The following is an 18,121-nucleotide window of genomic DNA, read 5'->3' on the forward strand; positions in this document are numbered from 1 at the left end:
ATCAACAACTCATGTCTAACACCGCATATATCGTAGCTGGTTACCGCACGGCCGTGGGCAAAGCGCCCCGCGGCGGTTTCCGCTTCACCCGGCCCGACGACCTCGCCGCCGCCGTTATCAAACACCTCGTGGCCGAAGTGCCCGCCCTCGACCCCACGCGCATCGACGACGTTATCGTCGGCAACGCTGTGCCCGAGGCCGAGCAGGGCCTGCAAATGGGCCGCCTGATTTCGCTGCTGGCCCTGCCCATCAACGTGCCCGGCCTCATCGTGAACCGCTATTGCGGCTCTGGCGTCGAGACCATTGCCATGGCCGTGGGCAAAATCAACGCCGGTATGGCCGACTGCATCATCGCGGGTGGCACCGAGAGCATGAGCATGGTGCCCACCGTGGGCTGGAAAACCGTGCCCAACTACAACCTGGCCATGAAGCACCCCGACTACTACATGGGCATGGGCCTCACCGCCGAAGCCGTAGCCAACGACTACAAAATCACCCGCCAGGACCAGGACGAATTCTCTTATAACTCGCACCAGAAGGCCATTAAAGCCATTCAGGCCGGCAAGTTTGCCAAGAGCATCGTGCCCATCACGGTTGAGGAAACCTACGTGGACGCCGTCACCGGCAAGAAGAAAAACCGCACCTACGTGGTGGATACCGACGAAGGCCCCCGCGCCGATACCTCGGTAGAAGCCCTGGGCAAGCTGCGCCCCGTATTTGCCGCCAACGGCACCGTCACGGCTGGCAACTCGTCCCAGACTTCCGACGGCGCGGCCTTCGTGCTCGTGATGTCGGAGCGCATGGTGAAGGAGCTGAACCTGGAGCCCATCGCCCGCATGGTGAACTACGCTTCCGAAGGCGTCGACCCGCGCATCATGGGCATGGGCCCCATCAAAGCCGTGCCGAAAGTCCTCAAGCAAGCCGGCCTGAAACTCGATGATATCGACCTATTCGAGCTCAACGAAGCCTTCGCCTCGCAATCACTGGCCGTGGTGCGCGAGCTCGGCATCGACCCTGAGAAGCTGAACGTAAACGGCGGCGCCATTGCCTTGGGCCACCCGCTGGGCTGCTCCGGCGCCAAGCTCAGCATCCAGCTCTTCGACGAGTTGCGCGAGCGCGGCAAGAAGTACGGCATGGTCACGGCCTGCGTGGGCGGCGGCCAGGGCGTCGCCGGCATCTACGAGCTGCTGAAGTAGCCGTCGTTGTTTAGAAGAACGTCATCCAGCCAGAACGTCATGCTGAACGCAGTGAAGCATCTCTACCGCAGCAGTAATCAATAGTGATTGCAGCAAAGAGGAAGAGGTGCTTCACTCGCTTATGCCGTAAACAATCTCAAGTATATCTGATGAAAAAGCGACTGCGCAAGAAGCTTCGGCTTCGGGAGTTTCAGGAAGTGGGCTTCTCAGTGAAGTTCGATTTGAAGTTGCCTGACAGCAAAGCGGAGGACGATTTTGGTGACCGGCTAATCAATGCGATTGAGTCAAACCACCTGCTTTTGGGTGGTGGACTTAATGATTTTTTCGTACAATCTGATTCGAGCCGGAAAACTTCGGAAACTGACCGCCAAGCTGTAGAGGCTTGGCTGCAGCAGCAGCCCGAAGTAGCTGCTATAACTATTGGCCCGTTAGTAGATGCTTGGTACGGCTTTTTCAACTAGAGCCCTGCTAAAATTCAGGAAAACCCCGCGCAATCGGGGTTTTCTTTCGCCGATATAGTAGGCGTGCCTAACATATTTTTCTTATCTTGCAACACTAAACCGCCGGCCCCTTTGTTTCTGCAATTAGTAGGCTAGCCTAACACTTTTCAACTCCACACCCCACCCCAACCGTCATGGAAGTAACGCAGCAAGCCAGCCTGAAGGGCGGCGAATTCATCATCAAGCCGACCGATGCCCAGAGCGTCTTCACCCCGGCCGACTTCACCGAGGAGCAGAACATGATGCACCAAACCTGCATCGACTTCGTGCAAACGGAGGTTTCACCCCTGCTCGAGCGCCTCGACAACCAGGAGGAAGGCCTCATGCGCGGCCTGATGGAGAAGGCTGGCCAGCTCGGCCTGTTTGGCGTGAGCGTGCCCGAGCAGTTCGGCGGCCTCGACATGGACTTCCCCACCGCCTTGCGCGTGACGGAAGGCGTGGGCGGCGGCCACTCGTTCCCGGTGGCTTTCGCGGCCCACACCGGTATTGCCCTGCTGCCCATTCTGTACTTCGGCAACGACGAGCAGAAGGCCAAGTACCTGCCCGGCCTCACCGATGGCTCGTTGATGGGCGCCTACTGCCTCACCGAGCCCGGCTCGGGCTCCGACGCGTTGGGGGCTAAAACCAAAGCCGTCCTCAACGCTGAAGGCACGCACTACGTGCTGAACGGCCAGAAAATGTGGATTACCAACGCCGGTTTCGCCGACGTGTTCATCGTGTTTGCCCAGATTGACGGCGACAAGTTCACCGGTTTCATCGTGGAGAAATCGACGCCCGGCCTAAGCCTTGGCAACGAGGAGCACAAGATGGGCATCAAAGGCAGCAGCACCCGCCAAGTGTTCCTGACCGATGCGCAGGTGCCCAAGGAGAACGTGCTGGGCGAGATTGGCAAAGGCCACCTCATCGCCTTCAACGTGCTGAACATCGGCCGCATCAAGCTGGCTGCTGCCTGCCTGGGCGCCACCAAAATGGGCGCTACCCAGAGTATCCGCTACGCCAACGAGCGGGTGCAGTTTAAGCTGCCCATCTCGAAATTCGGCGCGATTCGCTACAAATTGGCTCAGCAGGCCATCCGCATCTACGCCGTCGAGTCGGCCATTTACCGCGCCGGTTCCGACATCTACCGCATGGAGCAGCAGCTCATGGCCGAAGGCAAAGGCGCCAACGAAGCCCTGCTCGGTGCCGCCCGCGAGTTTGCCGTGGAGTGCGCCATTCTGAAAGTAGAAGGCTCGGAAGTGCTTGACTACGTAGTAGATGAAGGCGTGCAGATTTACGGCGGCTACGGCTTCTCGGCCGACTACCCGATGGACCGCGCTTACCGGGATGCCCGCATCAACCGCATCTTCGAAGGCACCAATGAAATCAACCGCCTGCTGGCCGTTGACATGATTTTGAAGAAGGGCCTGAAAGGCGAAATCGACCTGATGGGCCCCGCCCAGGCCGTGCAGCAGGAGCTGATGAGCATTCCGAGCATGAGCCAGGACGAGGAAACCGGCCTGTTCAGCAAGGAGTTGAAAACCATCGCCAACCTGAAAAAGGCCATCCTGATGGTGGCCGGCTCGGCCGTGCAGAAATTCACCGCCACCCTCGCCAAAGAGCAGGAACTGCTGATGAACATCGCCGACATGGCCATCAAAACCTACATCGCCGAAAGCACCATCCTGCGCGTGGAGAAAGAAGCCGCCGCCAAAGGCGAAGAAGCCTTGGCCCTGCAAGCCGACATCGCCCGCGTGTACCTGGCCGACGCCGTGGACACCGTGGAGAAGGCCGGCAAAGACGCCATCGGCAGCATGGCCGAAGGCGACGAGCAACGCCTGCTGCTCATGGGCCTCAAGCGCTTCACCAAAGCCGAGCTCATCAACGTGAAGGAGTCGCGCCGCCGCATTGCTGCCAAGCTGATTGAGGCGAACGAGTACGTATTCTAGCACGCTGTCATTCCGAGCAACGCGAGGAATCTGATAAGCAAAAAGGCCGCTCCCGGTTTCGGGAGCGGCCTTTTTCGTAGCGCGGATTTTGTAGTCCGCGAGTCAGTAAGCTGGTTACTTCACCACAATCTTATCCAGCTGCAAGGCGGCCGATTTCTTGCTCGGCCGGCTCACGCCGATAATGGTTTTCTCATTCAGCCAGGTCGTGAAATCCTTCACATAGGCCAGCTGCTGGTCGTCGGCCACGTTCAGTTTCAACCGCTCGGGCGCGCTGATTACGCCGGTTTGGGCATTAACCTTTCGCAAATAGAGGTCGGACTTTTTATTAATGTTTTCGAGCGTGAGTAGTTGCACCGTGCCACCAAATACCGCCGCCCGGAAACCGATGCCCGTGTAGCTGTCGATGGCCGGGGCCACCTGGTCCTTCGCCACGATGCTGTGCCAGGTAGGCGCGCCAAACTCGTTGTAGCCGAACAGGTGCAGCTCGCGGGCGTGCACCGGCGCCTCGCTGCCACCTTCCTCAAAATGCCGCTCGCCGATGACGACGAGTTGCTTATCCGGCGTCAGGAGCATATCGGCCAGGTAAATATCGTCGAGGCGAGTAGCGGCGGTGCCGCTGGCTTTGGCTACTTCGGCCAGGTATTCGGGCGTAAAGCGGAATTCGGGCGAAAACTTCATGTCGCCGTTGCCGCTGAAGTCGAATTTCACCACTTTCAGGCTGTAGTATTCGCCCGTGGCATAGTCGGCGCAGATGGCGGCGGCGTAGAGGCTGCCGTCGCCCAGCACCGTGAATTTAGCGTCGCGCACCGTCACGGTTTTGCCACCGAACACGCCGCCCACCGGCACGCCTAACACCTTGATTTCGGGCGAAGTACCGGCCGGGTAGCGGCGCACCGTCAGCTTCTTCATGCCATCGCTGATGAGCGTGACGTACTGCGTGCCATCATTTGCAACGTGCACGGCCGGCGAGAAAAAGTCGCCCAGCGTGCGGAAATCGTAGTTTTTGTCTTCGATTTTATTGCCGCTCTGGTCAAACAGCGTGGCGGCCATGCTCTTCACCTGCTGCTCGCGGGTGAAGTAGCGAAAGGCCAGCACGCGCGAGCCATCGGGCGAGATGCTCACGCCGGGCCGGCGGTCGCGTGGGGCCACGGCCATCAGCACTTTGGGTGCGGCTTTCTGGCCTCCCTGCAGGCTCACGGGTACCAGCGTCAGGTTCTGGCCATTGTCGTCCTTGTGGTGCAGCACCACCAGCGCCTGCTGCGTGCCGCGCCCGAAAGCCTCCACTGTTTCGCCGGGATTGATGGGAATGGTCGTGCTCCACTGCTTTTTCAGGTCGGCATCGTAGCGCTCCACCGAATAGCTGCCCGAACTCTGGTGCGCCAGAATCACAAAGCCCGAACCATCGGCTAGGGCCAGCGTTTTGTGGGGCACTCGCATGTCGTAGCGGTCGGCCCCCTGCTCGGGCAGGTAGCTGAATGGGGTCGACTTCACCTTCTGGGCCCAAGCATTATCGGCATATACTACGCTACTTATTAAGCTCAACAATAGCGCAAAGCGGGGTATAAAATTTTGGCGTCGATTCGTCATAAAAGGAAAAATAGTGAACAGGAAGCTGGTCAAAAGTACCCAATATGGGCTTTGATAACACCGGTTTGGCCGGATTATGGCTAGGCGCGCCGGGGCAGCTAACAAAAAAGTATTCCAAGCATAACACTTCGTTGGCCATTCCCGTAAAGGGAGCCCGTTTACTTTGCAGTTGTTCAGCGCGCCCAACCGGGGCCGCTCACAGTCAGCAAGAAAGCTTCCACTATCCCGGCCGCGAAAATATTTGCATTGGGCGAGCATATTGGGCTTTTGAACGGTTTTGTTGAACAAACCTCAGTTGCGTCGTACCTTTGTCGCCGCGATATCTACTATTATTATGAAATCTCTGTTTAAGTTCGCTCTTTTATCCGCACTCATTGTTGGTGGCAGGTTGGCCAAACAGCCCGCTCCAGCGACCATGGCACAGGCTACGCCAGTTGCTAATAACGGGTCGGTAGTGCTGGTGCATCAGGTGCTCACTTCGGAGCCCGTGCCGCCAGCCCAAGAGCAAAACCAGCCGCAGCACAGCGGCAACGGCCTAATCGCCGAGCTGTTTTAGCCAGCTTGGAGAACGACTTTTTTAAAGGTCGTTTTTTTTTGCCCACCCCAAAACGATTGCGGAACTTCTTTAGCTAATCCGACTCCAGTTCACCGCTGTGGCAGGCAGGCTTTCGATATGATGGCGGATGGCGGCATTGGCTGGGTTCGTCAAGTCAGGGTCGTTAGTCAGAATGGTTTGAGCCGCCGCCCGGCTCTCGCTCAGAATGCGGCCGTCTTTGGCCAGGTCGGCAATCAGTAAATCCAGCACGCCGCTTTGCTGGGTGCCCATCAGGTCGCCGGGGCCGCGCAGCTTCAGGTCGATGTCGGCAATTTCGAAGCCGTTGTTGGTCCGCACCATCGTTTCGAGGCGGGTCCGGGCATCCTTGCTCAGCTTGAAGCCCGTCATCAGGATGCAATAGCTCTGGTCGGCCCCGCGGCCCACGCGGCCGCGCAACTGGTGCAGCTGCGAGAGGCCAAACCGCTCAGCCGATTCAATCACCATCACCGAAGCGTTGGGTACGTTCACGCCCACCTCAATCACGGTGGTGGCCACCATAATCTGGGTTTCCTTCTTGATGAAGCGCTGCATCTCGTAGTCCTTCTCCTCGGCCTTCATGCGTCCGTGCACGATGCTGATTTGGAACTCCGGAAAGGCCCGGCTCACGCTCTCGTAGCCGTCGGTCAGGTCCTTATAGTCCATCGTTTCCGACTCTTCAATCAGCGGGTACACGATGTACACCTGCCGGCCAATCTTCACCTGCTCCCGGATAAACTCGAATACTTTCAGGCGGTTGGCGTCGAAGCGGTGCACCGTCACGATGGGTTTGCGGCCGGCGGGTAGTTCGTCAATCACGCTCACGTCGAGGTCGCCGTAGAGCGTCATGGCCAGGGTGCGCGGGATGGGCGTGGCCGTCATCACCAGCACATGCGGGATGATGTGGGGGTTTTTCTGCCATAGTTTCGAGCGTTGCGCCACGCCGAAGCGGTGCTGCTCGTCCATAATTGTCAGGCCCAGGTTGCGGAACTGCACCACGTCTTCGAGCAGGGCGTGGGTGCCCACCAGCATGTGCAGGGTGCCATCGCGCAGGGCCTCGTGCAGCACGCGGCGGTCTTTGGTGCGGGTACTACCCGTGAGCTTGCCAATCTGGATGCCCAGCGCGTCGGCGTACTGTTTCAGGCCCACGTAATGCTGGTCGGCCAGAATCTCGGTGGGGGCCATGATGCAGCTTTGCGCGCCGTTGTCGGCCGCCATCAGCATGGCGATGAAGGCCACGATGGTTTTGCCCGAGCCCACGTCGCCCTGCAACAGCCGGTTCATCTGCTTGCCCGCACAGAAGTCCTTGTAGATATCGTGGATAACGCGCTTCTGCGCCCCGGTCAGGTCAAACGGCAGGTGGTTTTTGTAGAAGTCAACCAAGGTCGGCACCTGGTTGAAAATCTGTCCGGCCAACGTCACCTTGCGTTGGTCGCGCTGGCGCAGCAACTTCAGCTGCACGTAGAACAGTTCCTCGAATTTCAGCCGGAACTTAGCCGCGGCCAGCAGCTCGTTGCTCTGCGGAAAGTGAATCTGCTGCATCGCCTGGGCCTTGGGCATCAGTGCATAATGCTCAATCAGGGCCGGCGACAGCGACTCGGTGATGTGGGGAATAGCCAGCTTCAGTAGCTCGCCTACCATGCGCATAATAGCCTTGCTATCGACGCGGTGGTAGTTCTTAAGCTTCTCGGAAGTGTTGTACACCGGCTGCAGGAAGCTCTGGCCGGGTTTGTTCTCGTTCACTTCCTCCAGCTCCGGGTGCGCCATCTGCGGCCGCCCGTTGAACATCGTCGGTTTACCGAAAACGATGTATTCCTGGTTGTTGCGGGTGTATTGCTGCACCCACTTCACCCCCTTAAACCAAACCAGCTCCAGCTCGCCGGTACCGTCGCCCACTTTGGCCGTGAGGCGCTGTTTGGGCCCTTCGCCTATAAGCTCCTTGCCGCGCAGCATGCCACGCACCTGCACGTAAGGCAGGTCGTCGTTGAGGTCGGCTACATTATATATCTGCGTCCGGTCGAGGTAGCGAAACGGGTAGCGCTGAATCAGGTCGCCGTAAGTGAACAAGCCCAACTCTTTGCCCAGCAACTGGGCCCGCTGGGTGCTGCCCACCGAGCGCAGGTGTTCGAGCCGGGTATTGAAAAAGTTACTCATCCTTAGAAGAATGAGGAATGAGGAATGAGGAATGAGGAATTAGTACTGCTGACTCAGCAGCGACAATTCTTCATTCCTCATTCCTCATTCCTCATTTATACTTGAGCGTGTTCAGCATGTGCACCATATCCGTTTTCACGTACTCAATCACGGGGGCCAGCGAGTCATTATCGGTAGCCGTGCGGAAGTAGAGCGCCCCGCGCAGGAAATGGTGCGTGCTGTCCGTTGTGTAAAACTGGAACTGGCTGGGTACCTCGCCCGACAGCTCAAATACCGAGGCGCGCATGCCGCTGGGGGTCTTCAAAATGCGCTCATCGATGGCGGTTGCCTTGATTTCGTGCTTGCCTGTGAGCTTGCGCGCATCTTCCATCATCTTATTGTAGAGGCGGCGGTCGCGCTGCACGTCCATGTACGTAATCTGCACGTTGGCGTGCAGCCTGGGGTAATACACGTTAATCCAGTTCGGCTGGGCCAGATACGAAGAATCCCGTTTGATTACGGCTTCCTTCGAATACTCAAACGAATACGGCCGGTTGCCGGGCAGCTCCTGAAAGCGGTGTGGAGGCAGGTCGATGCGGTTGTAGCCTTTGGGCTTGGGCGTGAAGTCGGGGGCCGACGAGCAGCTTGCCAGCAGCACTACACCCATCAGCAACGGCAGCAGGGAAAAATATCTCATGTAGAAAGCGGCTGGGCCAGAAAACGGCCGAAGCCTTCGTAATCTCAAAGGTAACTGGCAACACAACGAAAAAAGCCCCGGCACAGTGCCAGGGCTTCGTTGCGATAACCGATTTGGCCAGCTGCAGCCAGAAGGCCACGGGCCTGGCCGCCGGCAGTCAGAAGGGCAGCTGGTCGAGTTCCGGCTCCTGCCGAAACGTGTGCTGCGGCTCGGCCACGGCACCAGCAGCCTCGGGCGCGTTGCCCGGCCCCTGCGGACGGCCGCCCAGCATCGAAATCTCATCGGCGATGATTTCGGTGATGTAGCGCGTCTGCTGGTCCTTGTCCTGGTACTGGCGGGTGCGCAGCTTGCCTTCGATGTACACCTGCTGGCCCTTTTTGAGGAATTTATCCGCCATGTCGGCCAAACCGCGCCAGGCCGAGATGTTGTGCCACTCGGTGCGCTCGACGCGGTTGCCTTGCTTATCCTTGTAGTATTCGTTGGTGGCGAGGGTAAAGTGAGCCACGCTCACACCGCCTTCCAAATGGCGCACTTCGGGGTCTTTCCCCAGGTTGCCTACCAAAATCACCTTGTTCACACCGGCCATATTATTGCACGTTAGGAAATACAGAATCAAGAAAGCCACCCGGCTTGCTCTTGCTTCAAAGGTAAGAACTTAAATCGGGTTTCCAAACTATTTTACTAATAATTTTTGCTGAAAAATCTAAAAATATTGGGAATGGCCTGATTATAGGTTTTGCTCAACATAATTAGCAATCAGCTTGGGCTTTGGCAGCGCTTCAACTTGGGTGGCTGAGTACGCCCGCAGGCCCAAATCGCGCAGCACGGTGGCGGACAGCGGCTGCGTGAGCGGCAAATCGTGGAAGCGCGCTTCCAGTTTTTGGTGGCTTAGCACGTGGCGGTAGGCAGCGCTGGGCTCGGCGGCCTGGCTGGTATCAAACTGCGCGCCTAGGGCATCGAGGTGCCGTACTAGTTCGTCGGCAGGTAGTTCGGGCGTGTCGGTTTCGGCCAAGGCGAAGTCGTAAAGCCCCTGCCAAATGTCTTTTTCCCGCCGCTCACGCAGATACACTTGGTCGTTGTGGCGCAGCACGAAGTAGTGGAAGTAGCGCGTGCGGGCCTTCTTGGCCTTGCTTTTCACCGGCAGCAGGGCCACTTGCCCGTGTTGAAAGGCCCAGCAACTAGCCTGTAGCGGGCAAAACAGGCAGTCAGGCTTGGCCGGCGTGCACTGAATGGCCCCAAACTCCATAATGGCCTGGTTGAAATCGGCCGGTACGCTGGCCGGAATGTGCTGGTCGGCCACGGCCTGGAACTCCTTGCGTGAGCTGGGCGCGGCAATGTCGGAGTGCAAGCCGAAAATGCGCGCCAGTACCCGGTACACGTTGCCGTCGAGCACGGCCACGGCCTCATCGAAAGCAAACGAAGCAATGGCTGCGGCTGTGTAGGGCCCAATGCCGCGTAGCTTCAGCAGTTCAGCGTAAGTGCCGGGAAATTTACCTCCGTTTTCGGCCACTACCTGCTGGGCCGTGCGGTGCATGTTGCGGGCCCGGGAGTAGTAGCCCAAACCCTGCCAGTAACGCAGTACTTCGGCTTCGGGCGCGGCGGCCAGGGCTTGCACGGTAGGGTAGGCCGCCAGGAAGGTTTCGTAGTAGGGAAGGCCCTGCGCCACCCGGGTTTGCTGCAGGATGACTTCGGACAGCCAGATGGCGTACGGGTCGCGAGTATGGCGCCACGGTAGGTCGCGTTGGTGGCGTGGGTACCAGGCCAGCAGCGCGGCGGCTAGAAAGGAAGGTTGAAGCGTTTGATTTGCCAAAATTTTGAAAGCGAATAATTTGGGTCAGCCCGTTGTTTCAGAGGGTTGATTGGTAAAACGAAAAAATGGGGTTACCTTTGTGGCCCCAATTCAAGGGCGAACCGCCTACGAGGCAAAGGCTTACGCTGGAATTAGGGACTTTTTTTGCCTGCAACTGTATTTTTTTCAACCACCTAAGTACCATACCAACGTGACGAAAGCTGAGGTAATCGCCGAAATCTCCACGAAGACCGGCATCGAGAAAGCTGATGTATTGATGACTGTTGAAGCCTTCTTCAAAGTCGTGAAAGATTCGATGACCGAGGGCAACAACATTTATGTACGCGGCTTCGGCTCGTTCGTAAACAAGAAGCGCGCTCGTAAAGTAGCCCGCAACATCTCGAAAAACACGTCGCTCATCATCGAGGAGCACTACATTCCGAGCTTCAAGCCGTCGAAAACCTTCGTGGCCAAGATTAAGAACAGCAAGAAGGTTAAAGCCACCGCGGCCAAAGCCTAGTTCATGTAATGGTGAATGGTTAGCGGGGGAATGATAAACAGCGCTTGTTGTTTACTAATTACCCTCAACCAGTAACTATTTAAAAATTGCCGGCCGTGCCGCCGGTGTCTTTTCCGACAGGGAAAGCCCGGCGGCCGGTTTTTTTCAGCCCATGGCAACTACCAGCTCCGCTTCGCATCAATTGGTTCTCGTCGCCGCCGCACTCGTGCTGGCGGGCGGCTTATTTGTGTTGCCCAAAGGCATCATGAAGCCCAAAGAAAGCAAGTCGGAGTTGAGCAAGGACGCCGCGGCAACCGCCAACCGCGACGGCGGCGGCATGGCCACCAACGGCTCCAAAACCGAAGCCTCTTCGGGCCCGGTGCCGGCCACAGCCACCGACAACAACGGCCCCAATGCCGCGGCTCCGCATACCACGACTTCGCCCGCCCAGCGGCAGGAGCTGACGCGGTTGTTGGCCGAGTATAAGGCGGCGCCAAACGCGGCGGCCAAAGCCACGGTGGCGACCACCCTGGCCCGTCGCTACAACAGCGTAGAGCGGTTCGACAGCGCCGGCTACTACCTGGAGCAGGTGGCGTTGTCCAAACCCAGCGCCCAAAACTGGCAGCAGGCCGCCGATGCCTACTTCCAGGCATTCAGCTTCGCGGCAACCGATGAGCGGGTGAAACTGCTCGGTGGCAAGGCGCGGGAACTGTACGCCAAGGTATTGAAGGAGCAGCCCGGCAACCTCGACGCCAAAACTAACCTTGGCATGGCCTACATGGCCTCCGATAATCCCGTGCAGGGTATTTCGTACCTGCGCGAAGTACTGGAAGCCGACCCTCGCAACGAGAAAGCCCTGTATAACATGGGAATACTCGCGGTGCAAAGCAATCAGTACGACAAAGCCGTGACGCGTTTCCAGGATTTGGTGAAAGTCAATCCGAAAAATGTGAACGGACAGTTTTACCTCGGCGTAACTTTGGCCCGCACCGGCGCCAAGGAAGAAGCCAAAAAAGCCTTCCTCACTGCCAAAAGCCTCAGCAACGACCCCTCGCTGGCCGCTTCGGTAGAGGAGGAAATTGCTAAGCTGAAATAGTTGTTAATTGCTTGTTGTCAGTTGTTAGTATTTGAAAGAATACATAATTGCCAACTAGAAACTAACAACGGACAACCAACAACTGACAACGAATACATCAACAACTTAACCCCCAAGCATCATGCCCTGCGGTAAAAAAAGAAAGCGTCATAAGATTGCCACCCACAAGCGCAAGAAGCGCCTGCGCAAGAACCGCCACAAGAAGAAGTAAGCCTCACGGGGCGTAGCGGCGGCCGGCAGTTTTCCTAACGGGAAGGGAGCCAGCCGTCTATCTCTCACGTAGCCTCCCGAGTGGGGCCGCGCAAGTGCTTTTCCCGTGGCTCGCGAGGGAAGCCAGAACCATGCGGTTCTGGCTTCCCTTTGCCGGTTTCGGGGTAAGCGGTTGGCGGTTTGCTGGCGAGGTTACCTTAACTAAATCAAGGCTTTGAGTAATGAATTAGTCATTAATTCTACTCAGGAAGGCGAGCGCATTGCGCTGTTGCAAGACAAGCGGCTGATTGAATATCATTTCGACCGCAACGACACCAACTATTCGGTTGGCGACATCTTCCTGGGCACCGTGAAAAAGGTGATGCCCGGCCTGAACGCAGCTTTCGTAGACATTGGCTACGAGAAAGACGCGTTTTTGCACTACGGCGACCTCGGCGAGCAGTTCCCTTCCTTCACGAAGTGGGCCCGCACGGTACAGAGCGGCCGGGCGCCCAGCGCCGGGCTGGAAAAATTTACGTTTGAACCCGTCCTCGACAAAGTGGGGAAGGCGGAAAACGTGTTCAAGAAAGGGCAGCAAATCGTCGTCCAGATTATCAAGGAGCCGATTTCGACCAAAGGCCCCCGCGTGAGCACCGACATTTCGATGGCCGGGCGCTATGCCGTGCTGATGCCGTTTTCGAACACCATCAGCGTCAGCAAGAAGATTGTGAGCAAGGCCGAGCGTGACCGGCTCAAACGCCTCATTGCCAGTATTAAGCCCGAGAACTTCGGCGTTATCATCCGCACCGTGGCGGAGGGGCGCGAAGTGGCCGAGCTCGACAAGGACATGCAGGACATGGTGGCGAAGTGGGAGCAGCTGTACAGCACGCTGCGCACCGCCAAGCCCAACGACAAGGTGCTCGGGGAACTGGGGCGCACGTCGTCGATGGTACGGGACATGCTGAACGAGTCGTTCGACAGCATTACCGTGGATGCCCCGGCGATGTACGACGAAATGCGCGACTACCTGCAGAAGATTGCGCCCGACAAGCTCGGACTGCTGAAATTGCACAACTCGAAAATCAAGATTTTTGAGCAAACCGGCATTGAAAAGCAGCTGAAAACGCTGTTTGGCAAGACGGTGACGGTGCCCGGCGGCGGCTACCTTGTGATTGAGCACACCGAGGCCCTGCACGTTATCGACGTGAACTCGGGCAGCAAGAGCAACCAAGAAAACGACCAGGAAGCTACTGCACTGATGATTAATATGCTGGCAGCCAAAGAAGTGGCCCGTCAGCTGCGTCTGCGCGACATGGGCGGCATCATTGTGGTCGACTTCATCGACATGCGCTCGGCTGAAAGCCGCAAGAAGGTAGAAGACGCCGTGCGCGACGTGATGAAGCACGATAAGGCCAAGTTCACGGTGCTGCCTATTACCAAGTTTGGCCTGCTGCAGATTACCCGGCAGCGGGTGCGGCCGGCCGAGAACATCGTGACCGGCGAGGTGTGCCCCACCTGCGGCGGCACGGGCAAGATTTCGGCCTCCATCCAGGTGACGGACGACATTGACAACAGCATCGACGACCTGCTGGTGAACCAGAACCAGTCGGGCATTACGCTGTCGGTGCACCCATTCCTGCACGCTTACTACACCAAAGGGCTGGTTTCGCGCCAGATGAAGTGGTACCTCAAGTACTACAAGTGGGTGAAAGTGGTGAAAGACAGTAGCCTGGGCCTCACCGACTACCGCATCGAAGACGAACGGGGCGAGGAAATCCAGCTACGCTCGTCGGCCGCCGCCATGAGCCGCCTGCAGGACCGCGAGGTTGAAATCGTGGATTAAAGCAGCCGGTTTCGGTCGTGACTTGAAACACCAAAAAGCCCCAGCCTCGTGAGAAGCTGGGGCTTTTTGGTGGTGTTTTATTTTAGGCTAGAATTTTATGCCGAGGTCGAGGCCGAACGAGCTGTTTTTGATGGTTACGTCGCTCATGCCGCGCTTGCTTTCGAAGTAGTGGTCGATGTCGACCAGACCGCGGTGGTAGCCGAGGCCGGCGAAAAGCTTGGTGCTTTGGCCCAGCGTATATTCAGCCCCGGCAGCTATTAGTGCGTCGGCGTCGAAGAAATAGACGTAGTCGCCGGCTTTATTTTCGGTCCCATTGGCCGGGTCGGTGTAGAATTTGCTGCCGTTGATGCGCGTGCCGATGGGCACGTTCAGCGAGCCGCCCACCTGGAAATAAAGGCGCGTGGCAGGCGCGATTTCGTTAGTGAAGAGTTTTACTGTGAGCGGTACCTGCAGGTACTGCGTGCTCATTTTGTAAGAGGTCTGGAATGGATTGCCGTTGCCCACGCCGTTGTTGTAGTAATCGGTGTAGCGCACGGTGCCGCCTTTCCCAGCCAGTTCCAGACCAGTGCTGAAGGCGTAATTTTCGCCAAAGAAGTAATCGACCACTAGGCCGCCGCTGAAGCCGAGCTGGCTGCCGTCGCTGGCGAAAGCGTTTTTCGTAGTCGACTCGGCCCGCAGGCTGGTGATGGCGGGCGATACTTTCAGGCCGATTTCGACCTGAGCCGAAACGGTGCCAACAGTGGCGACGAGGGCCAGCAGGGCCAGAAATACTTTTTTCATATGAAACGGATAGTACAATTGCAGAGTAGAACGACGGAGTGCCGGTCGGTTTTGGGCTAATTTTACTCCAAAGTAACGCGCGTGGATACGAATAATTTTGCCTGGCGGCGCTGGCTGCCCATCTTTCTGATTACAGGCCTGGGCCTGACCGCCTGCAAAAGCGGCCCAGCCGAAGGCTGCCGCCCCGATGCGGCCGCTGATGCCGCAACCGTTCCGGTGAAGCTGCAGCGGCTGGAGCCGGCATTTTTCCGGTTGAAAACGCCGGCTGAGGCGCTGCAATTTATGAATGCAGCCCCCCGGTTTGCCCGCTACTACCTGCAGCGGCAGCCCAGCAAAGAGCAGGAGCTAGCGAAAACCCTGGTGCAGCTGGCGACCAACCCGGCGCTGCAGCAGTTAGGCCGCGAAACAGCAGCGGCTTTCCCCGACAGCGCGGCGCTGCGGCACGACGTGAGCGAGGTGTTCCGGCGGGTGCACCATTACTTTCCGGATTTTAGGGTGCCGGCCAGCTACACCTACGTGAGCGGGTTTCTGGCCAAGGACATTTATGTGAACGACAGCTTGTTGGTGATGAGCCTGGACTGGTTTGTGGGACCCAAGGCCAGCAAACGGCCCGACCTGCCGCAGTACATGCTGCGCCGCTACACGCCGCGCGGCCTGATGCCGCTGCTGGCGCAGGACGTGGCCAGCAAGTATAACAAGCACGAGCTCACGGCCAATACCATGCTCGATGCGATGGTGCACGCCGGTAAAACGCTTTACTTCGCCAGCCAGATGCTGCCCTGCACGCCCGATTCGGTGCTGATGGGCTACACCGGCCGCGAAATGATTGGGCTGGAGGGCAACGAAGCCCGCGTGTGGGGCCATTTTCTGGAGAAAAACCTGCTGTATTCGACCACGCCGTTTTTGCTGCAGAAGTACGTGGGCGAGCGGCCCAACGTGCCCGAAATCGATAAAACCTGCCCCGGTCGGGTGGGCCAGTGGGTGGGCCTGCAAATTATTCGCAAGTACGTGGCCGAGCACCCCAACGTGCCGCTGGCCCGTCTGATGGCCGAAACTAACGCCCAGCGCCTGCTGAACGACTCGCACTACCGGCCGAAAAAGCCGTGAGTGAATGGCTGAATGGGTGAATGGATGAATCGCTAAATGTTGCGCATCCATTCACCAATTCACCCATTTACCCATTCAGCCATTGCCTTCATGCACGTTGCCGTTTTCAGCCAGTACCACACCAACCCCGACTGCCCGGCTACCAGCCGGCACTACACGTTGCTGGCGCACCTGGCGAAAACTCACCGCGTCACGCTGCTGACTACGCCCGCCTGGAAAGGGCAGCGGCTGACGCGGGAGTTTCCGTGGGTGCCGGAGGGTGTGGAAATACGGGAGGCAGCTATTCCGTACGAGAATAAGATGGGGCCGGCGCGGCGGGCGCTGGCATTTGCCCAATATGCTGCCTGGGCCGTGCGCGAAGGGCTGCGAATCGATAAACCCGACGTCATCTGGGGTATTAGTACGCCGCTCACGGCGGCTTGGGCGGCGGCGCAGGTGGCGCGATGGCGTCGCGTGCCGTGGGTGTTCGAGGTACAGGACTTGTGGCCGGCTTTCCCGATTGCGATGGGCGCAGTGCCTACCGCGCTGGCCCGGCAGCAGCTCTACCGGATGGAAAAGCGGCTGTACCAAAGCGCCCGGCACATCCTGCCGCTCTCGCCGGATATGACGCGCTACGTGACGGATTTGGGCATTCCGGCTGATAAAGTCATGACTGTGCTCAACGGTACTGACTTGGACTTAGCCGCCCGCGCTACACCCGAAGCGGTGGAGAAGCTTCGGCAGGCGCAGAGCTTGGCCGGTAAGCGGGTGATTCTATACGCCGGTACTTTTGGCCGGGCTAATGATATTCCGACGCTGGTAGCGGCTGCCGAAGCTGTAGCCGCCGAAAACTCAGATGCGGTGTGGGTTTTTCTGGGCCACGGGTTTTTTGAGCCGTTGGTGGCGACGGCGGCAGCGCGCTGGCCGGGGCGTATTCGGCTGGTAGGCGGGCTGGCGCGGCACGAGGTGTTTGCGTGGTTTGCGCTGGCCGATGTTTCGGTGGTATCGTTTCTGGGCCTGCCGGTGCTCGATGCTAACTCGCCAGCCAAGCTCTATGACTCGCTGGCCGTGGGCACGCCAGTCGTTGTCACCAATGCTGGCTGGACAAAAGCGCTGGTTGAGAAGCACGCCTGCGGCTGGTACGTGTCGGCTGGCGATGCCCGGGCCCTGGCCGCGCGGCTGAGCGAATTATTGCGGAGCCCTGAACAACTAGACGCCGCCGGAAGAAACGGCAGAACCTTAGCCAGTCAGGAGTTCGACCGCCGGCAACTGGCTGCGCAGGTGCAGCAGATTCTTGAAGCAGCAGCCCAATAGTTTTGTGCTGGGCGTTTCGGCTTTTGTACTGCCTAGCACCACAGATTGAACTATATGTACTGAAAAACGGCTCTGATATCGCAGCAAGGCTACTTTTCTGGAATAGGTACAAACGCGGCAGCTTTGCCGAATTGCTTCTCGAAGTAGGCGCAACTGGGAGCCAACGGGCAAATACTGCACTTCGGTGAGCGCGCCACGCAGATGTAGCGGCCGTGCAGAATCAGCCAGTGGTGAGCTTTATTGACGTATTCCTCGGGAATGTATCGCACCAGCGCCTTCTCCACGGCCAGCGGCGTAGTGGCCGTTTTCGGCACCAGCCCGAGCCGGTGCGATACTCGAAAAACGTGCGTGTCCACCGCCATCGCAGGCTGGTTGTAGATGACGGAAGCTACCACGTTGGCCGTTTTGCGGCCCACGCCGGGCAGACGCTGCAGCTCGTCAATCTGGCTCGGGACTTCGCCGCCAAAATCATCGGTGAGCATGCGGCCCAGGCCGGCGAGGTGTTTGGCCTTGTTGTTCGGGTATGAAACGCTGCGGATGAAGGGGAAGATGTCATCGGCCGTAGCCGCGCCGAGGTGGGCGGCAGTGGGAAACTCGGCCAGCAGCGCGGGCATCACCAGGTTCACGCGCTTGTCGGTGCACTGCGCACTGAGCACGACGGCCACAATCAGCTCGTAGGGGTTGCCGTAAGCCAGCTCGGTTTTGGGCTCGGGGAAGTTGGTGGTGAAATAGTCGAGGAAGTATTGGAACCGGGCGGCGCGAGTCATGCGGTGGGGGAGTGGGCGGAGCGCAAAAGTAGGTGCATCGTAACCGCTCAAAGAAAGCACGTCATGCTGAACGCAGTGAAGCATCTTGACCGCAATAGTAATTTGATTTACTACTGCGGTCAAGATGCTTCACTGCGTTCAGCATGACG

16 protein-coding genes are annotated in these 18,121 nt (G+C 58.3%); 9 read left to right on the forward strand and 7 right to left on the reverse strand.

From position 1 onward, the window contains the following. Positions 1 to 11: 11 nt before the first annotated feature. The 3 genes from MON38_RS21735 (at position 12) to MON38_RS21745 (ending at position 3,621) form a co-directional block, all read left to right on the forward strand. A complete protein-coding gene (locus MON38_RS21735) occupies positions 12 to 1,196 on the forward strand; it encodes an acetyl-CoA C-acyltransferase (RefSeq protein WP_241938262.1) in 1,185 nt (394 codons plus the stop codon). A gap of 149 nt (positions 1,197 to 1,345) precedes the next feature. After that, on the forward strand, positions 1,346 to 1,657 hold the full coding sequence (locus MON38_RS21740) for a 50S ribosome-binding protein YggL (protein ID WP_241938263.1): 312 nt from the start codon (positions 1,346 to 1,348) through the stop codon (positions 1,655 to 1,657). Positions 1,658 to 1,830: 173 nt separating this feature from the next. Beyond that, positions 1,831 to 3,621, forward strand: a complete 1,791-nt coding sequence (locus MON38_RS21745) for an acyl-CoA dehydrogenase family protein (RefSeq protein ID WP_241938264.1) — start codon at positions 1,831 to 1,833, stop codon at positions 3,619 to 3,621. A 114-nt stretch (positions 3,622 to 3,735) separates the two neighbouring features. Here MON38_RS21745 and MON38_RS21750 read toward each other — a convergent pair whose 3' ends face one another. Continuing rightward, the gene (locus MON38_RS21750; RefSeq protein WP_241938265.1) at positions 3,736 to 5,112 is read right to left on the reverse strand and encodes a hypothetical protein; all 1,377 of its coding nucleotides are present in this window, start codon (positions 5,110 to 5,112) and stop codon (positions 3,736 to 3,738) included. 511 nt (positions 5,113 to 5,623) lie between these two features. Between MON38_RS21750 and MON38_RS21755 the strand changes: the two genes are divergently transcribed. Continuing rightward, on the forward strand, positions 5,624 to 5,764 hold the full coding sequence (locus MON38_RS21755) for a hypothetical protein (RefSeq protein ID WP_241938266.1): 141 nt from the start codon (positions 5,624 to 5,626) through the stop codon (positions 5,762 to 5,764). A 69-nt stretch (positions 5,765 to 5,833) separates the two neighbouring features. On the opposite strand, the gene recG is transcribed toward MON38_RS21755, so the two are convergent. The 4 genes from recG to mutY form a co-directional block, all read right to left on the reverse strand. Next, the gene (recG, locus tag MON38_RS21760) at positions 5,834 to 7,933 is read right to left on the reverse strand and encodes an ATP-dependent DNA helicase RecG (protein ID WP_241938267.1); all 2,100 of its coding nucleotides are present in this window, start codon (positions 7,931 to 7,933) and stop codon (positions 5,834 to 5,836) included. 91 nt (positions 7,934 to 8,024) lie between these two features. Further along, positions 8,025 to 8,609, reverse strand: a complete 585-nt coding sequence (gene gldD / locus MON38_RS21765) for a gliding motility lipoprotein GldD (protein ID WP_241938268.1) — start codon at positions 8,607 to 8,609, stop codon at positions 8,025 to 8,027. 157 nt (positions 8,610 to 8,766) lie between these two features. Then, on the reverse strand, positions 8,767 to 9,195 hold the full coding sequence (locus tag MON38_RS21770; RefSeq protein ID WP_241938269.1) for a single-stranded DNA-binding protein: 429 nt from the start codon (positions 9,193 to 9,195) through the stop codon (positions 8,767 to 8,769). A 141-nt stretch (positions 9,196 to 9,336) separates the two neighbouring features. Beyond that, positions 9,337 to 10,419 (reverse strand): A/G-specific adenine glycosylase, encoded by a 1,083-nt coding sequence (mutY, locus tag MON38_RS21775; RefSeq protein ID WP_241938270.1) that lies wholly within the window; start codon positions 10,417 to 10,419, stop codon positions 9,337 to 9,339. Positions 10,420 to 10,573: 154 nt separating this feature from the next. Between mutY and MON38_RS21780 the strand changes: the two genes are divergently transcribed. The 3 genes from MON38_RS21780 (at position 10,574) to MON38_RS21790 (ending at position 14,025) form a co-directional block, all read left to right on the forward strand. After that, entirely contained in the window at positions 10,574 to 10,918 is a 345-nt protein-coding gene (locus MON38_RS21780) for an HU family DNA-binding protein (protein WP_479684414.1), read from the forward strand. 151 nt (positions 10,919 to 11,069) lie between these two features. After that, positions 11,070 to 11,993 (forward strand): tetratricopeptide repeat protein, encoded by a 924-nt coding sequence (locus tag MON38_RS21785; RefSeq protein WP_241938271.1) that lies wholly within the window; start codon positions 11,070 to 11,072, stop codon positions 11,991 to 11,993. Between the two features lie 424 nt (positions 11,994 to 12,417). Next, the gene (locus MON38_RS21790; RefSeq protein WP_241938272.1) at positions 12,418 to 14,025 is read left to right on the forward strand and encodes an Rne/Rng family ribonuclease; all 1,608 of its coding nucleotides are present in this window, start codon (positions 12,418 to 12,420) and stop codon (positions 14,023 to 14,025) included. A gap of 87 nt (positions 14,026 to 14,112) precedes the next feature. Here MON38_RS21790 and MON38_RS21795 read toward each other — a convergent pair whose 3' ends face one another. Next, complete coding sequence (locus MON38_RS21795) at positions 14,113 to 14,805, reverse strand: porin family protein (RefSeq protein WP_241938273.1); 693 nt, start codon at positions 14,803 to 14,805, stop codon at positions 14,113 to 14,115. Between the two features lie 81 nt (positions 14,806 to 14,886). Between MON38_RS21795 and MON38_RS21800 the strand changes: the two genes are divergently transcribed. Together MON38_RS21800 and MON38_RS21805 are read left to right on the forward strand one after the other, a co-directional pair. After that, positions 14,887 to 15,912: a gliding motility protein GldB-related protein gene (locus MON38_RS21800; protein ID WP_241938274.1), complete on the forward strand. Its 1,026-nt coding sequence runs from the start codon at positions 14,887 to 14,889 to the stop codon at positions 15,910 to 15,912. 90 nt (positions 15,913 to 16,002) lie between these two features. Then, positions 16,003 to 17,205 (forward strand): glycosyltransferase family 4 protein, encoded by a 1,203-nt coding sequence (locus tag MON38_RS21805; RefSeq protein WP_241938275.1) that lies wholly within the window; start codon positions 16,003 to 16,005, stop codon positions 17,203 to 17,205. An 89-nt stretch (positions 17,206 to 17,294) separates the two neighbouring features. Here MON38_RS21805 and nth read toward each other — a convergent pair whose 3' ends face one another. Beyond that, positions 17,295 to 17,972, reverse strand: coding sequence for an endonuclease III (gene nth / locus MON38_RS21810; RefSeq protein ID WP_241938276.1), 678 nt, complete (start codon positions 17,970 to 17,972; stop codon positions 17,295 to 17,297). Positions 17,973 to 18,121 lie beyond the last annotated feature (149 nt).

Source organism: Hymenobacter cyanobacteriorum, from assembly GCF_022631375.1.
Classification (GTDB): Bacteria; Bacteroidota; Bacteroidia; order Cytophagales; family Hymenobacteraceae; genus Hymenobacter; species Hymenobacter cyanobacteriorum.

What these genes read in the sequence shown, in the direction of transcription:
- MON38_RS21735 (WP_241938262.1), top strand. Translation starts at nt 12, where the DNA reads ATGTCTAACACCGCATATATCGTAGCTGGTTACCGCACGGCCGTGGGC.
- MON38_RS21740 (WP_241938263.1), top strand. Translation starts at nt 1,346, where the DNA reads ATGAAAAAGCGACTGCGCAAGAAGCTTCGGCTTCGGGAGTTTCAGGAA.
- MON38_RS21745 (WP_241938264.1), top strand. Translation starts at nt 1,831, where the DNA reads ATGGAAGTAACGCAGCAAGCCAGCCTGAAGGGCGGCGAATTCATCATC.
- MON38_RS21755 (WP_241938266.1), top strand. Translation starts at nt 5,624, where the DNA reads ATGGCACAGGCTACGCCAGTTGCTAATAACGGGTCGGTAGTGCTGGTG.
- recG (WP_241938267.1), bottom strand. Translation starts at nt 7,933, where the DNA reads ATGAGTAACTTTTTCAATACCCGGCTCGAACACCTGCGCTCGGTGGGC.
- gldD (WP_241938268.1), bottom strand. Translation starts at nt 8,609, where the DNA reads ATGAGATATTTTTCCCTGCTGCCGTTGCTGATGGGTGTAGTGCTGCTG.
- MON38_RS21770 (WP_241938269.1), bottom strand. Translation starts at nt 9,195, where the DNA reads ATGGCCGGTGTGAACAAGGTGATTTTGGTAGGCAACCTGGGGAAAGAC.
- MON38_RS21785 (WP_241938271.1), top strand. Translation starts at nt 11,070, where the DNA reads ATGGCAACTACCAGCTCCGCTTCGCATCAATTGGTTCTCGTCGCCGCC.
- MON38_RS21795 (WP_241938273.1), bottom strand. Translation starts at nt 14,805, where the DNA reads ATGAAAAAAGTATTTCTGGCCCTGCTGGCCCTCGTCGCCACTGTTGGC.
- MON38_RS21805 (WP_241938275.1), top strand. Translation starts at nt 16,003, where the DNA reads ATGCACGTTGCCGTTTTCAGCCAGTACCACACCAACCCCGACTGCCCG.
- nth (WP_241938276.1), bottom strand. Translation starts at nt 17,972, where the DNA reads ATGACTCGCGCCGCCCGGTTCCAATACTTCCTCGACTATTTCACCACC.